Consider the following 12687-nt stretch of genomic DNA (forward strand, 5'->3'; position numbering starts at 1 on the left):
GCCGGGTCCGCGCCGATCTCGTCGAGAGTGACCTCACGCATCGCGGCCCGCGGCGCCGCTGTGGCCCAGTCGCGCCCCACCTGCACCGGGTGAATCGGGTCGTCCGTGGCGGCGGCCACCGCCAACGGCACGCTCAGACCCGCCAACTGTGCGCTGCTGGGCGCGACTGGGCCACAGCGGCGCCGCGGGCCGCGATGCGTGAGGTCACTCTCGACGAGATCGGCGCGGACCCGGCCGCGCTGGGGGCGGCGTGCCTGGCCGCGCTGGATGAGATCTAGCCGCCGGTGGTACTGCTACGCAACTGCTGCATGGCCGAACCTTGGGCGCTACGCCGCGCGGCCGGCTCGTCGGGTTCCTGTTCAGGCTCGGCCTGCTGAGCGGCCGCGGCCTGGCGCAGCTGCTCCACCATCGGTTCGGGCAGCTGCACCGGCAGCGGCGTGCGCACCGGCAGCGGAGTGTCGCCGCGGCGAACCACAGTGTCCGCCAACGCTTCCCGAGCTTCATCGGTCAGCGCGTCGATGGTTTCGTGGGGCCCGTTGACCACACAACGAATCATCCAGCGGTACCCGTCGACGCCGATGAAGCGCACCGCGCCGGTGGCGGTGCCGACCACCTCGCGACCCCACTGGCCGTCCTTGATCGAGACCTTCGCTCCGTCTTTGCGCAGGGAGTCGGCCAGCTCGCCGGCCACCTCGCGCCATAAGCCGGCCGTCTTGGGCGCCGCGTAAGCCGCGATGGTGAAGCGACCGTTGGGCGTCACCACCCACACGGCACTGGGCACTCCGGTCTCGGTCAACTCGACCTGAACCTGGCCCGCCGACGGCATCGGAATCAGCACCGAACCCAAGTCCAGACGGGCGATCTCGGCGTCGGCCGGGTCGTCGAAGTCCTCGATGTCGAACGGACCGATGACTTCCTCGTTGGCGTCCGGCGTCACGGGTGCCTCGACGTCAGCCGCCGTGTTCTCGACCGCAGTGCTGATGTCATCGTCTTTGCGTTTACCGAAACCCACCACGAGCGCCGCTCCTCTTCATCGCTTCGACCCTGCCCCGACGGTCACAAACTCGCGTGTCCGCCGGAGGACCCGTGACCACCCTCGCCACGGGAAGTTCCGGCCAACCCTGCCTCGTCGAACGACGAAACTTCGACCAAATCAACCAATTCCACGCGCTGGACCAACAACTGAGCGATCCGGTCACCGCGGTGCACGATGATCGGCAAGCTCGGGTCCAGGTTGATCAGCGCCACTTTGATCTCACCCCGGTAACCGGCGTCGATGGTGCCCGGACTGTTGACGATCGAGAGGCCGACCCGCGACGCCAGTCCCGAGCGCGGGTGCACCAGGCCGACCATGCCCAACGGGATGGCGACCGCAACGCCGGTCCCAACCAGCGCGCGGTGTCCGGGTGCCAGCTCGACGTCTTCGGCACTGAACAAATCGACCCCGGCGTCGCCCTCGTGAGCGCGGCTGGGCAGCGGGAGTTCGGGATCGAGACGGACAACGGCCAGACTGGTCGACACGGGGGCACAGACTACCCTTGACCGAGTGTCCGGTACGCGCGTCGCACCGCACAGCGTGCGATATCGCGAACGCCTGTGGGTGCCCTGGTGGTGGTGGCCGCTCGGCTTTGCGCTCGCCGCGTTGATCTCGTTCGAGATCAACCTCGGTGTGCGCTCCCTTCCCGACTGGCTGCCGTACGTACTGCTGGGCACCGTCGCGGCGGCCACGCTGCTGTGGCTGGGCCGCCAAGAAATCCGCGTCACCGCCGGCTCCGGCGACGCCGACGTCGAACTGTGGGCCGCCGAAGCGCATCTGCCGGTCAGTGTCATCAGCCGCTCCGCCGAGGTACCGCGCACCGCCAAGTCGGCCGCGCTGGGCCGCCAACTCGATCCGGCGGCGTTTGTCCTGCACCGCCCCTGGATCGGGCCCATGGTGTTGCTGGTCCTCGACGATCCCGACGACCCGACGCCGTACTGGCTGGTGAGTTGCCGTCACCCCGAGCGGGTGCTGTCGGCATTACGCAGCTGACCGATCAGGCTGCGCAGTCGGTACAGATCATTTCGCCGTTCTTCTCACTGGCCAAACGACTGCGATGCTGCACCAAAAAGCAGCTGGAGCAAGTGAATTCGTCGGCCTGCTTCGGAATGACGCGTACCGACAACTCCTCGCCAGACAAGTCGGCGCCGGGCAGCTCGAAGTTCTCCGCGGTCTCGGACTCGTCGACGTCGACCACGGACGACGCGGCCTCGTTCCGTCGCGCTTTGAGCTCTTCCAGCGAGTCTTCGGAGACATCGTCGGTCTCGGTCCGCCGTGGAGCGTCATAGTCGGTAGGCATTGTTCCGTCCCCTCACATGCCTCGTATCCCAAGCAAGGTGTTGTACCAGCGTCGAACGCATCCACCAAACGATTCGTGCCCGTATCGCGAGGGGATGAACTGTGTTTTACATCACAGTGAAGCATTAACCGTTGTCTTCGGCCGCAAACCGGCCCTAAAAGGCCACTTCGCGTGCGACTACAGTGCATCTGTGGTCGCACTCATCACCGAAGGTACCGCCTTCGACAAGCACGGCCGGCCGTTCCGGCGCCGCAACCCCCGACCGGCCATCGTCGTCGTGGTGTTCCTGATCGTGGTGACCGGCGTGGTGTGGACCGTGGCGCTGACCCGGCCGGTGGATGTGCGCGAGGCTGCGGCCTGTAACCCGCCACCGCAAGCCGCCGAAGCAACACCGACCAAGCTGGGCGACCCCGTCTCGCGCAGCGAGATGTCCGACGTGGCACCGGCCAAACTCACCGACACCAAGGTGCGCGTGCTCAACGCCAGCGGTCGCGGCGGTCAAGCCTCCGACATCGCCGGCGCGCTGCAGGATCTCGGTTTCGCCCAGCCGACCGCCGCCAACGACCCCGTGTACGCCGGCACTCGCCTGACCTGTCAGGGCCAGATCCGTTTCGGCACCGCCGGACAGGCCACCGCCGCAGCGGTATGGCTGGTGGCGCCGTGCACCGAGCTCTTCCACGACGGGCGCGCCGACGACTCCGTCGACCTGGCGCTGGGCACCGACTTCACCTCGCTGGCGCACAACGACGACATCGACGCCGTGCTGGCCACCCTGCGTCCGGGCGCCACCGAGCCGTCGGATCCCACCCTGCTGTCCAAGATCCACGCCAACAGCTGCTGACCCCTCAATCAGCAATCGGCTCTAAACCGTCGAATCGCTCGAGGGCCGCCAACAACTCGTCGGCAACACCCGGGGCGGCGGCCACCACGATCCCCGCACCTGGCACGTCGGGCGACGGCAGCACCACCCGGGCGCCGGCCTCGGCCGCGATCAACGCGCCTGCCGCGCTATCCCAGACCTGCAACCCGTGTTCGTAGTAGGCATCGAGCCGGCCGGCAGCCACCATGCACAGGTCCAGCGCAGCCGACCCGATGCGGCGCACATCCCGCACCACCGGCAGCATCCGGGCCAGCAGCGCGGCTTGCACGGTCCGCCGTTGCGGCGAGTAGGCAAAACCGGTGCCCACCAACGCCGTTGCCAGATCGGTGGCGGTGCTGCAGCGCAGCGGCTGGCTGCCGTGTTCGCCGGTGACGTGCGCACCCAGGCCGCGGGCCGCCGAGTAGACCCGGCCGCCCTCGACGTCGGCGACCGCGCCGGCCACCGACAACCCGCCGATCTGCGCGCCGATCGACACCGCGTAGGCCGGGATGCCGTAGACGAAGTTCACCGTGCCGTCGATGGGATCGAGCACCCAGGTGACCGCGTCGCCACCCGGGGCTGCGTCGTCGGCCGGGCCGCCGCCTTCTTCCCCGAGGATGGGGTCACCCGGCCGCAGTTGAGCCAACCGGTCACGCAACAACCGCTCGGTGTCGGTGTCGACTACCGTCACCGGATCGGTCGGCGTCGTCTTGGTCTGCACGGCGCCGCTGTCCGAGCCGGCCGGTTGGGCTCCGAACACCTCGGGGCGGCGCCGCCGCACGAACGCGGCCGCCTCTGCAGCCAGCGTCTCGGCCACCGCACGCAACTGCGCCGGCTCCCGGTCGGGTGGTGGGGATGAGCTCACCGCCCTATCGCATCACACCGCCTCCGCGCGTCGTCGCGGCGCGGGTTCCCGACTGGCTAAGGTGGGCGCACACCGAAATCTCGTCGAGGAGCTGCGATGACCAGCACGGACCCCGGGAGTGACCGCTCGTCTGGCCCGGCACCCGACGCGACGCCGGCACGTCGCGCATTCGGCGTCGACGTCGGCGGCAGCGGCATCAAGGGCGGCATCGTCGACCTCGACACCGGGCAGCTGGTCGGCGACCGGTTCAAACTGGCGACCCCACAGCCCGCCACTCCTACGGCGGTGGCCAAAACCATCGCCGAGGTCGTCAGAGCATTCGACTGGACCGGCCCACTAGGGGTCACCTACCCCGGCGTGGTCACCCACGGCGTCGTGCAGACCGCGGCCAACGTCGACAAATCATGGATCGGCACCAACGCCCGCGACATCATCAGCGCCGAGCTGAACGGTCAGGACGTCACCATCCTCAACGACGCCGACGCCGCCGGACTGGCCGAGGAGCGCTACGGCGCGGGCGCCAACCAGTCGGGCCTGGTAGTCCTGCTGACCTTCGGAACCGGCATCGGATCAGCGGTCATCCATAACGGAAAGCTGATTCCCAACACCGAATTCGGGCATCTTGAGGTGGGCGGGAAGGAGGCCGAGCACCGCGCCGCATCGTCGGTCAAAGAACGCAACGACTGGACGTACAAGAGGTGGGTCAAAGAGGTCACCGAGGTGCTGGTCGCCATCGAGAACGCAATCTGGCCGGATCTGTTCATCGCCGGCGGTGGCATCAGCCGTAAGGCGGACAAGTGGATTCCGCTGCTGGAAAACCGCACTCCGGTAGTGGCCGCGACCCTGCAGAACGCCGCCGGAATCGTCGGCGCGGCGATGGCATCAGCCGAGGACGTAACGCACTGAATTTCCCCGCTCGACCAGTTCAAGCGCGCAGTGAAGTTACAATGGACGTCGGCGACCGCCCAACCGATAGCGAGCGAGTACACACGCCGATATCAACGCCGACATTCGACATAGCAGACACTTTCGGTCAAGCACGCCCAGACCCACCGGAAGTGAGTACGACTAAAGGGGTGTATGTGGCAGTGACCAAGGCAAGCCCGGCGACCGAAGAGCCGGTCAAACGCACCGCCACCAAGTCCCCGTCATCGTCCGCCTCACCGACCAAGGCCGGCGCCAAACGAACGGCCGCCAAAGCGGCCAACGGCTCCGCCCCGGCGAAGCGGGCAACCAAGTCAGCGGCTCGGGCCGCCAAGACAGGACCACAGGACAGCGACATCGCTAAGAAGACGCGCACCACAGCCAAAGCCGCAAAGGCACCCTCGGGCCGCGGCCCCGCGAAAGCCAAGGACGCCGCCGACGACGGCGCCGACGTCGACGTCAGCGTCGAGGCCGGCGAGGACTTCGAGAACGAAGCCGATCTGGACGTCGAGCCCGGTGAAGATCTTGACATCGACGCCGCCGACCTCAGCCTCGACGATCTAGAAGAAGAGGTCGAGACCGAAGCCGAGGACGCCGACGACGCCGACGACGCCGACCTGGAAGTGGCCGACGCGGAGGACGGCGAAGAAGCCGTTGCCGTGACGACCACCGTCGCCGCCGCCGCACCCGTCGAGGACGACGAGGACATCGCCGAGCCCAGCGAGAAGGACAAAGCCTCCGGCGACTTCGTCTGGGACGAGGACGAATCCGAGGCCTTGCGGCAAGCCCGCAAGGACGCCGAGCTCACCGCGTCGGCCGACTCGGTTCGCGCCTACCTCAAGCAGATCGGCAAGGTGGCCCTGCTCAACGCCGAAGAAGAGGTGGAGCTGGCCAAGCGCATCGAGGCTGGACTGTACGCGACCCAGCTGATGTCGGAGCTCAACGAACGCGGCGAGAAGCTGCCGGCCGCGCAGCGCCGCGACATGATGTGGATCTGTCGCGACGGCGACCGCGCCAAAAACCATCTGCTGGAAGCCAACCTGCGTCTGGTCGTCTCGCTGGCCAAGCGCTACACCGGCCGTGGCATGGCCTTCCTCGACTTGATCCAGGAAGGCAACCTGGGTCTGATCCGCGCGGTGGAGAAGTTCGACTACACCAAGGGCTACAAGTTCTCCACGTACGCGACGTGGTGGATCCGCCAGGCGATCACCCGCGCGATGGCCGACCAGGCCCGCACCATCCGTATCCCGGTGCACATGGTCGAGGTGATCAACAAGCTGGGCCGCATTCAGCGCGAGCTGCTGCAGGACCTGGGCCGCGAGCCCACGCCCGAAGAGCTCGCCAAGGAAATGGACATCACGCCCGAGAAAGTGCTGGAGATCCAGCAGTACGCCCGGGAGCCGATCTCTCTGGACCAGACCATCGGCGACGAAGGCGACAGCCAACTCGGTGACTTCATCGAGGACAGCGAAGCGGTGGTGGCCGTCGACGCGGTGTCGTTCACGCTGCTGCAAGACCAGCTGCAGTCGGTGCTGGACACGCTCTCCGAGCGGGAAGCCGGCGTAGTACGGCTGCGCTTCGGGCTCACCGACGGTCAGCCGCGCACCCTCGACGAAATCGGTCAGGTCTACGGCGTGACGCGTGAGCGCATCCGCCAGATCGAGTCCAAGACCATGTCCAAGCTGCGCCACCCCAGCCGTTCGCAGGTGCTGCGCGACTACCTGGACTAGGGCCTGACGCCGACCGCGTTACCTGCGTGACTCGTCGGCGAGGTCGTGGCGCGACTGGTGCAGACCGGGAGCGTTCGGGTCGTCCTGGTTTTGGTGATCCAGTTCTTCTTGCATCTCGCGTTGCTCGTCGGTCGGTTTGGTGGCGTCTTCAGGCTTCGAGGTGTTGTCGTCCATCGCAGGAGGATCTCCCGAATCGGCCGCCGGGAAACCGATCGCGTCGATCTGTATGGGGACCGTACGGTCAACCCATGTCAGCAAGACGCACGCGGGTCTCGTCGGGATCGGAGTTCGAAGCGGCCGTCGGCTATTCGCGCGCAGTGCGCGTCGGGCCGCACGTGGCGGTGGCCGGGACCACCGGCAGCGGCGGCGACGTCGCCACCCAGACACGAGATGCGTTGCGCCGCATCGAGTCTGCACTGACCGAAGTCGACGCGACACTGGCCGACGTGGTGCGCACCCGGATTTATGTGACCGATATCGCCAGTTGGCGCGAGGTCGGCGAGGTGCACGAGCAGGTCTTCGGCGCCATTCGACCGGTGGCCACCATGGTGGAAGTCGCCGCCCTGATCGCGCCGCACCTCCTGGTGGAGATCGAAGTGGACGCCTACGTCGGTTCTTGACCTTCGGCCGGCGCGAAGCTTCCATCCTCGGCCGGTAGGTAGGCGGTGGTCTTCATCACCGCCCGCAGCGGCAGCGAACCGTACAAGTGCGGGAACAACATTGACTCGGGATCCGTTGGCACACCAGGTTCCCAACGCAGCGGAGCGTCAAGCAGCGACGCATCGACGTGCAGGAGAACCAGGTCCCGACGACCTCGGTACAGCCGGTTAGCCGGCAGGTGTACTTGGTCCAGCGTCGACAGGTGTACGAACTCCTCCCCATCGTCGGGATCGATCCGATCCAGCGCCTGAGCGTGCGACCAATCCTGCGCCGCGCACAGGCGAACCAAGACAGCCGGAGTGACGGACATCTCAGCAAGCTTGCCTTATCCCCCCGGTGGGTATTGGTGAGAAACGACACACCCCACGGCAACCGGGGAACAAGGCGAAAACCCCCAACGTCTGAAAGAGTGAAGAAACGAGAACGGAGAAGCCATGAATGCAACTCTGACCACCAGTCCCGAGCTAACTCGTGCGGATCGCTGCGACCGCTGCGGTGCCGCCGCACGGGTGCGCGCCAAGCTGCCTTCTGGAGCCGAACTCCTGTTCTGCCAACACCACGCCAATGAGCACGAAGCCAAGCTGATCGAACTGGCCGCCGTGCTGGAGGTCAGCAGCCAGTAACTCTCCGGACTCGCCAGAGTCAATGTCGACCGCGCGAGTAGTCTTCGGGTAATGCTGGACTCGTATGAGTGACCAACTTCCCGGGCAGACGCCGAAGACGTCTCGCCACCATATCTGGCGATTGACTCTTCGTACGCTCTCCAAAAGTTGGGACGACTCAATCTTTTCCGAGTCAGCACAAGCGGGGTTTTGGTCGGCGCTGTCTACACCGCCGTTGCTATTGGGGTTGCTGGGCGCCTTGGCCTACGTGGCCCCACTCTTCGGCCCGGACACCCTGACGGCAATCGAGAAGAGCATCGTCTCGACGGTTCACAATCTCTTCTCGCCCAGCGTGGTGAACGAGATCATCGAGCCCACCATCCGTGAGGTGACCATCAACGCCCGCGGCGAAGTAGTGTCCCTCGGGTTCTTGATCTCGTTGTGGGCCGGGTCGTCGGCGATTTCGGCCTATGTGGACGCGATAGTGGAAGCTCACGACCAGACGCCGCTGCGTCACCCGGTGCGGCAGCGATTCTTCGCGCTGTTCCTCTACGTGGTGATGCTGATGTTCGTCGTGGCGACGGCGCCGGTGGCCGTGGTGGGGCCGCGCAAGGTGAGCGAACACATCCCGTACAGCTTGGCCAACATCCTGCATTACGGCTATTACCCGGCCATTGTGTTCGGCTTGATGGTCGGCGTGACCGTGCTATATCGCGTGTCGTTGCCGGTGCCGCTGCCCACTCATCGGCTGGTTCCCGGCACCATACTGGCCACGGTGGTTTTCCTGATCGCCACCTTGGGTCTGCGGTTCTACCTGCGGTGGATCACCAGCACCGGCTACACCTATGGCGCGCTGTCCACTCCGATCGCGTTCTTGTTGTTCGCGTTCTTCGGCGGCTTCTCGGTCATGATCGGAGCCGAGCTCAACGCCGCCATTCAAGAGACTTGGCCGGCGCCGGCGACGCATGCCCACCGGCTGCGCAACTGGGCGAAAGCCCGCGTGCAGGGGCTTGGCGGAACCAAGGAACCGGTGGGGCCGCCGCCTAGCGCCGCAGTGGTCGAACCGCCGGCCTGATCAGCCCTTCCTGAGCTGGTCGTAGATCTGCTTGCAGTCCGGACACACCGGTGACCCGGGCTTGGCGGCCTTGGTGACCGGAAACACCTCGCCGCATAAGGCCACCACGTGGGTGCCCATGACCGCGCTCTCGGCGATCTTGTCTTTCTTGACGTAATGAAAGTACTTCGGAGTGTCGCTGCCGGTCCCGTCATCGACGCGTTCGTCGGCATCGGTGCGCTCGATCGTCTGGGTCTCCATACCCCACATTGTGCATCGTGGGGGTGCCCCAAACACGGCCCAAGCCGGAATCCGATTGTTGTGGAAGAGTGGAAGCATGACGCGCGGCCCAGAGTTGGGTTTCGACGACGACGGTCGACCGGTGTTGATCACCGCGGCCGCCCCGTCCTATGAGGTTCAGCATCGGGCACGGGTGCGCAAGTATCTGACGTTGATGGCCTTCCGTATTCCCGCGCTCATCGCGGCGGCGCTCGCGTACGGCGCGTGGCACAACGGTCTGATTTCGTTGGCCATCGTGGCCGCGTCGGTGCCGCTGCCGTGGATGGCGGTGTTGATCGCCAACGACCGCCCGCCCCGCGGCAAGGACGAGCCTCGACGCTTCGACGACATGCCGCGGCGCACTCCGCTGTTCCCGACGGCGGAACGCCCGGCACTCGAAGCGCGGCGCCAGCCCGCCCCGCAACCCGAATGGCGAGTCTTCGACGCCGATAGCTAGCCGCGGTTCCGGCTAATCCGCCGCACGCTCCACTTCTCAGGACATTCTCAGGTCGGCGGCACATTCCCGCACGTCACGGCGTGTGAGATGGGAAATGCGTGGGAACTCTAGGCCCGGGCACGTCGTTGAACTCATTGACAAGATAAGCCGATCGGGAGGGCGCAATGGCAAATGCCACCACAAGCCGGGTTGACAGCGATCTGGACGCTCAAAGCCCCGCTGCGGATTTGGTGCGCGTATATCTGAACGGCATCGGCAAGACGGCGTTGCTCAATGCTGCAGATGAAGTGGAACTGGCCAAGCGCATCGAAGCTGGCCTGTACGCCGAGCATCTGCTGGAAACCCGGAAGCGCCTCGGCGAGAACCGGAAACGTGAGCTGGCCGCCGTCGTGCGCGATGGCGAGGCGGCGCGCCGTCACCTGCTGGAAGCCAACCTGCGGCTGGTGGTTTCGCTGGCCAAGCGCTACACCGGACGCGGGATGCCGTTGCTCGACCTCATCCAAGAGGGCAACTTGGGCCTGATCCGCGCGATGGAGAAGTTCGACTACACAAAGGGTTTCAAGTTCTCGACGTACGCCACCTGGTGGATCCGTCAGGCGATCACCCGTGGCATGGCCGACCAGAGCCGCACCATCCGGCTGCCGGTTCATCTGGTTGAGCAGGTCAACAAGCTGGCGCGGATCAAGCGCGAGATGCACCAGAACTTGGGCCGCGAGGCGACCGATGAGGAACTGGCCGCCGAGTCGGGCATTCCGATCGAGAAGATCAACGACTTGCTCGAGCACAGCCGTGACCCGGTAAGCCTGGACATGCCGGTCGGCTCCGAGGAGGAGGCCCCGCTGGGTGACTTCATCGAGGACGCCGAAGCCATGTCCGCGGAGAACGCGGTCATCGCCGAACTGCTGCACACCGACATCCGCAGTGTGCTGGCAACTCTGGACGAACGTGAGCACCAGGTCATTCGGTTGCGCTTCGGCCTCGACGACGGCCAGCCGCGCACGCTGGACCAGATCGGCAAGCTGTTCGGGCTGTCCCGCGAGCGCGTGCGGCAGATCGAGCGCGACGTGATGTGCAAGCTGCGCCACGGTGAGCGGGCCGATCGGCTGCGGTCTTACGCCAGCTAGGCGAAGCGCCGACGCGTCCGCCGCGCGTCGACAATCGGCTTGCTCGACAAGCTTGGCAGGAGACGGTGTGCCCGCCGCGATCAGCGGCGGGCATACTGCTGCCGTGAGGCGTTTTGACGAACCACTCGCGCGGCTGGCGAAGTAGACTCGGCGGCAACGGAGGATGTGTGAATGAACGACTTGGTCGATACCACCGAGATGTATCTGCGGACGATCTACGACCTCGAGGAAGAGGGCGTTACGCCGCTGCGCGCCCGGATCGCCGAACGGCTCGAACAGAGCGGCCCCACCGTGAGCCAGACCGTCTCGCGCATGGAACGCGACGGGCTGTTACGGGTGGCGGGTGACCGGCACCTGGAGTTGACCGACAAAGGTCGCGCACTCGCTATCGCCGTCATGCGCAAGCACCGCCTCGCCGAACGGCTTCTCGTGGACGTCATCGGCTTGCCCTGGGAAGAGGTGCACGCCGAGGCATGTCGCTGGGAGCACGTGATGAGCGAGGACGTGGAGCGCCGACTGGTTCAGGTGCTCAACAACCCGACCACCTCCCCGTTCGGCAACCCGATTCCCGGGCTGCTCGATCTCGGCTTCGGTTCGCAGTCCGGCGGCGAGGACGCTCCCCTGGTCCGGTTGACCGAGTTGCCGCCGGGATCACCGGTGGCGGTTGTGGTCCGGCAGCTGACTGAACACGTGCAGGGCGACATCGACTTGATCACGCGGCTCAAAGACGCCGGCGTGGTGCCCAACGCCCGAGTCACCGTCGAGACCAACCCGGGCGGCGGAGTGACCATCGTCATCCCCGGCCACGAGAACGTCACCCTCCCGCACGAGATGGCCCACGCGGTCAAAGTCGAAAAGGTCTGACGCCTAACCAGCCCGCTGGCCGAACATCCGTCGCGGCGGAAGCCGCACGCCCAGCTGATCGGCCAACCGGTAGCCGGTGACGGCCAGCTCCCGGATCCGCTCGGGCCGCAGCCCCGACTGCAGCGCCGTATCCAGCATCCCCGCCATCCGATGGCTCGGGTCGCAGCGCAAGGCGGCATCCAGTGACACCCCCGCCAGCGGTCCGTCGCCGCGGGCATAAGCGCTGAAGGCCAGCAACACCAAGGCCTCCACTCGCCACGGCTCGGGCAGCAGTCGCGTCAGGGCCGCCCACAACGCTTCGGCCGCCGCGGCGTCTTCCCCTACCGCGAGCCCGTACAGTGTGTCGCGCACGTGCACGTCGTTCAGCGCACAACCCAGTTCGGTCACCTCAGCATCGGACAGCGCCTGCCCGCCGGCCACCCGGCCGGCGGCCGCGATCGCCTTTTGCACATCCTGTCGGCTACAGCCCGCCGGGTCCGCCCGCTGAGCATGCCTCCGGTTCGCCGAATATCGTTGCAGCGCAACGGCCAGTCGAGCGGTGCGTTGGGGATCGTCGATCGCGATGACGGCCTGCAGGTCGGCGCGACGCGGGTAGAGCCGCCGACCGTCCAGCACCGCGGCCGCGGCCAGCGGTGATGCGCCCGGATCGTCGATCACTCCCCCGGCGCCGCACCCGTCGACACAGTGCCACCGCCCGCCCACCGCGATCCGGTCCACCACATGCGCCGCCCACAGCACAATGTCGTGCCCGGCCAGCGCCTCGCTCAGGTCGTCACAGAGCTGCCGATGGTCTTCGTTGCAGCCCGGACAGTGTGCGGCGTCGGCGTCGACGATGACCGCGATCGCCGCTTCGGGGGACGCCGCGGCGGCCACTTCTGCAAGGTGTGCAATCTGGTCCCCGAGGGCAACGCTGAGGTCGGCCCGCATGACGGC

At 66.5% G+C, this 12687-nt stretch carries 18 protein-coding genes and 1 pseudogene; 11 read left to right on the forward strand and 8 right to left on the reverse strand.

Annotation, left to right across the window (positions count from 1 at the left end):
* A pseudogene (locus tag A9W95_RS27810) lies at positions 1–278 on the forward strand (hypothetical protein); the annotation flags it as partial.
* Here A9W95_RS27810 and A9W95_RS08010 read toward each other — a convergent pair.
* Positions 275–1015, reverse strand: a complete 741-nt coding sequence (locus tag A9W95_RS08010; RefSeq protein ID WP_067410553.1) for a DUF3710 domain-containing protein — start codon at positions 1013–1015, stop codon at positions 275–277. The pseudogene A9W95_RS27810 and the gene A9W95_RS08010 overlap by 4 nt on opposite strands.
* Positions 1016–1056: 41 nt before the next feature.
* On the reverse strand, positions 1057–1521 hold the full coding sequence (gene dut / locus A9W95_RS08015; RefSeq protein ID WP_067410556.1) for a dUTP diphosphatase: 465 nt from the start codon (positions 1519–1521) through the stop codon (positions 1057–1059).
* A 25-nt stretch (positions 1522–1546) separates the two neighbouring features.
* Between dut and A9W95_RS08020 the strand changes: the two genes are divergently transcribed.
* On the forward strand, positions 1547–2029 hold the full coding sequence (locus tag A9W95_RS08020) for a DUF3093 domain-containing protein (protein WP_067410559.1): 483 nt from the start codon (positions 1547–1549) through the stop codon (positions 2027–2029).
* A 4-nt stretch (positions 2030–2033) separates the two neighbouring features.
* Here the strand turns inward: A9W95_RS08020 and A9W95_RS08025 are convergent, their stop codons facing one another.
* On the reverse strand, positions 2034–2336 hold the full coding sequence (locus A9W95_RS08025; RefSeq protein WP_067410562.1) for a DUF4193 domain-containing protein: 303 nt from the start codon (positions 2334–2336) through the stop codon (positions 2034–2036).
* A 190-nt stretch (positions 2337–2526) separates the two neighbouring features.
* Here A9W95_RS08025 and cei point away from each other — a divergent pair, with 190 nt between their 5' ends.
* Complete coding sequence (cei, locus tag A9W95_RS08030; protein WP_067410565.1) at positions 2527–3177, forward strand: envelope integrity protein Cei; 651 nt, start codon at positions 2527–2529, stop codon at positions 3175–3177.
* Between the two features lie 4 nt (positions 3178–3181).
* On the opposite strand, the gene A9W95_RS08035 is transcribed toward cei, so the two are convergent.
* Positions 3182–4060 carry an inositol monophosphatase family protein gene (locus A9W95_RS08035; protein WP_156746067.1) on the reverse strand — a complete coding sequence of 293 codons (879 nt, stop codon included), beginning with the start codon at positions 4058–4060 and terminating at the stop codon, positions 3182–3184.
* A 96-nt stretch (positions 4061–4156) separates the two neighbouring features.
* Between A9W95_RS08035 and ppgK the strand changes: the two genes are divergently transcribed.
* Positions 4157–4966, forward strand: a complete 810-nt coding sequence (ppgK, locus tag A9W95_RS08040; protein WP_067410572.1) for a polyphosphate--glucose phosphotransferase — start codon at positions 4157–4159, stop codon at positions 4964–4966.
* Positions 4967–5142: 176 nt separating this feature from the next.
* On the forward strand, positions 5143–6714 hold the full coding sequence (locus tag A9W95_RS08045; protein ID WP_067410596.1) for an RNA polymerase sigma factor: 1572 nt from the start codon (positions 5143–5145) through the stop codon (positions 6712–6714).
* 18 nt (positions 6715–6732) lie between these two features.
* Here the strand turns inward: A9W95_RS08045 and A9W95_RS27210 are convergent, their stop codons facing one another.
* Positions 6733–6888, reverse strand: a complete 156-nt coding sequence (locus tag A9W95_RS27210) for a hypothetical protein (protein ID WP_172826582.1) — start codon at positions 6886–6888, stop codon at positions 6733–6735.
* A 74-nt stretch (positions 6889–6962) separates the two neighbouring features.
* Between A9W95_RS27210 and A9W95_RS08050 the strand changes: the two genes are divergently transcribed.
* Complete coding sequence (locus tag A9W95_RS08050) at positions 6963–7334, forward strand: RidA family protein (protein ID WP_067410575.1); 372 nt, start codon at positions 6963–6965, stop codon at positions 7332–7334.
* Here the strand turns inward: A9W95_RS08050 and A9W95_RS08055 are convergent.
* Positions 7319–7684, reverse strand: a complete 366-nt coding sequence (locus tag A9W95_RS08055; protein WP_067410578.1) for a DUF952 domain-containing protein — start codon at positions 7682–7684, stop codon at positions 7319–7321. The two genes, A9W95_RS08050 and A9W95_RS08055, sit on opposite strands and share 16 nt — an antisense overlap.
* Before the next feature lie 124 nt (positions 7685–7808).
* On the opposite strand from A9W95_RS08055, the gene A9W95_RS08060 reads away from it, so the two are divergent.
* Positions 7809–7997, forward strand: coding sequence for a hypothetical protein (locus A9W95_RS08060; RefSeq protein WP_067410580.1), 189 nt, complete (start codon positions 7809–7811; stop codon positions 7995–7997).
* A 64-nt stretch (positions 7998–8061) separates the two neighbouring features.
* Positions 8062–9051 (forward strand): YihY/virulence factor BrkB family protein, encoded by a 990-nt coding sequence (locus A9W95_RS08065; RefSeq protein ID WP_067410583.1) that lies wholly within the window; start codon positions 8062–8064, stop codon positions 9049–9051.
* Here A9W95_RS08065 and A9W95_RS08070 read toward each other — a convergent pair whose 3' ends face one another.
* Positions 9052–9291, reverse strand: coding sequence for a DUF3039 domain-containing protein (locus tag A9W95_RS08070; protein ID WP_067410586.1), 240 nt, complete (start codon positions 9289–9291; stop codon positions 9052–9054).
* 58 nt (positions 9292–9349) lie between these two features.
* On the opposite strand from A9W95_RS08070, the gene A9W95_RS08075 reads away from it, so the two are divergent.
* The 3 genes from A9W95_RS08075 to A9W95_RS08085 all read left to right on the forward strand — a co-directional run bounded on the left by A9W95_RS08075 (position 9350) and on the right by A9W95_RS08085 (position 11754).
* On the forward strand, positions 9350–9766 hold the full coding sequence (locus A9W95_RS08075; protein WP_082982960.1) for a DUF3099 domain-containing protein: 417 nt from the start codon (positions 9350–9352) through the stop codon (positions 9764–9766).
* Positions 9767–9930: 164 nt separating this feature from the next.
* Positions 9931–10890 carry a sigma-70 family RNA polymerase sigma factor SigB gene (sigB, locus tag A9W95_RS08080; protein WP_067410591.1) on the forward strand — a complete coding sequence of 320 codons (960 nt, stop codon included), beginning with the start codon at positions 9931–9933 and terminating at the stop codon, positions 10888–10890.
* 171 nt (positions 10891–11061) lie between these two features.
* Positions 11062–11754 (forward strand): metal-dependent transcriptional regulator, encoded by a 693-nt coding sequence (locus tag A9W95_RS08085; protein WP_067410594.1) that lies wholly within the window; start codon positions 11062–11064, stop codon positions 11752–11754.
* Positions 11755–11757: 3 nt separating this feature from the next.
* On the opposite strand, the gene A9W95_RS08090 is transcribed toward A9W95_RS08085, so the two are convergent.
* A partial coding sequence (locus tag A9W95_RS08090) for a DUF4192 domain-containing protein (protein ID WP_067410599.1) occupies positions 11758–12687 on the reverse strand: 930 nt, incomplete at its 5' end.

The sequence above is a fragment of the Mycobacterium sp. 1423905.2 genome (genome assembly GCF_001673155.1).
In the GTDB taxonomy this organism is placed as follows: Bacteria; Actinomycetota; Actinomycetes; order Mycobacteriales; family Mycobacteriaceae; genus Mycobacterium.

Coding starts and splice junctions, on each gene's coding strand:
- A9W95_RS08055 (WP_067410578.1), bottom strand. CDS start 7,684: ATGTCCGTCACTCCGGCTGTCTTGGTTCGCCTGTGCGCGGCGCAGGAT.
- sigB (WP_067410591.1), top strand. CDS start 9,931: ATGGCAAATGCCACCACAAGCCGGGTTGACAGCGATCTGGACGCTCAA.
- A9W95_RS08050 (WP_067410575.1), top strand. CDS start 6,963: ATGTCAGCAAGACGCACGCGGGTCTCGTCGGGATCGGAGTTCGAAGCG.
- ppgK (WP_067410572.1), top strand. CDS start 4,157: ATGACCAGCACGGACCCCGGGAGTGACCGCTCGTCTGGCCCGGCACCC.
- A9W95_RS27210 (WP_172826582.1), bottom strand. CDS start 6,888: ATGGACGACAACACCTCGAAGCCTGAAGACGCCACCAAACCGACCGAC.
- A9W95_RS08085 (WP_067410594.1), top strand. CDS start 11,062: ATGAACGACTTGGTCGATACCACCGAGATGTATCTGCGGACGATCTAC.
- A9W95_RS08025 (WP_067410562.1), bottom strand. CDS start 2,336: ATGCCTACCGACTATGACGCTCCACGGCGGACCGAGACCGACGATGTC.
- A9W95_RS08060 (WP_067410580.1), top strand. CDS start 7,809: ATGAATGCAACTCTGACCACCAGTCCCGAGCTAACTCGTGCGGATCGC.
- A9W95_RS08065 (WP_067410583.1), top strand. CDS start 8,062: ATGAGTGACCAACTTCCCGGGCAGACGCCGAAGACGTCTCGCCACCAT.
- A9W95_RS08070 (WP_067410586.1), bottom strand. CDS start 9,291: ATGGAGACCCAGACGATCGAGCGCACCGATGCCGACGAACGCGTCGAT.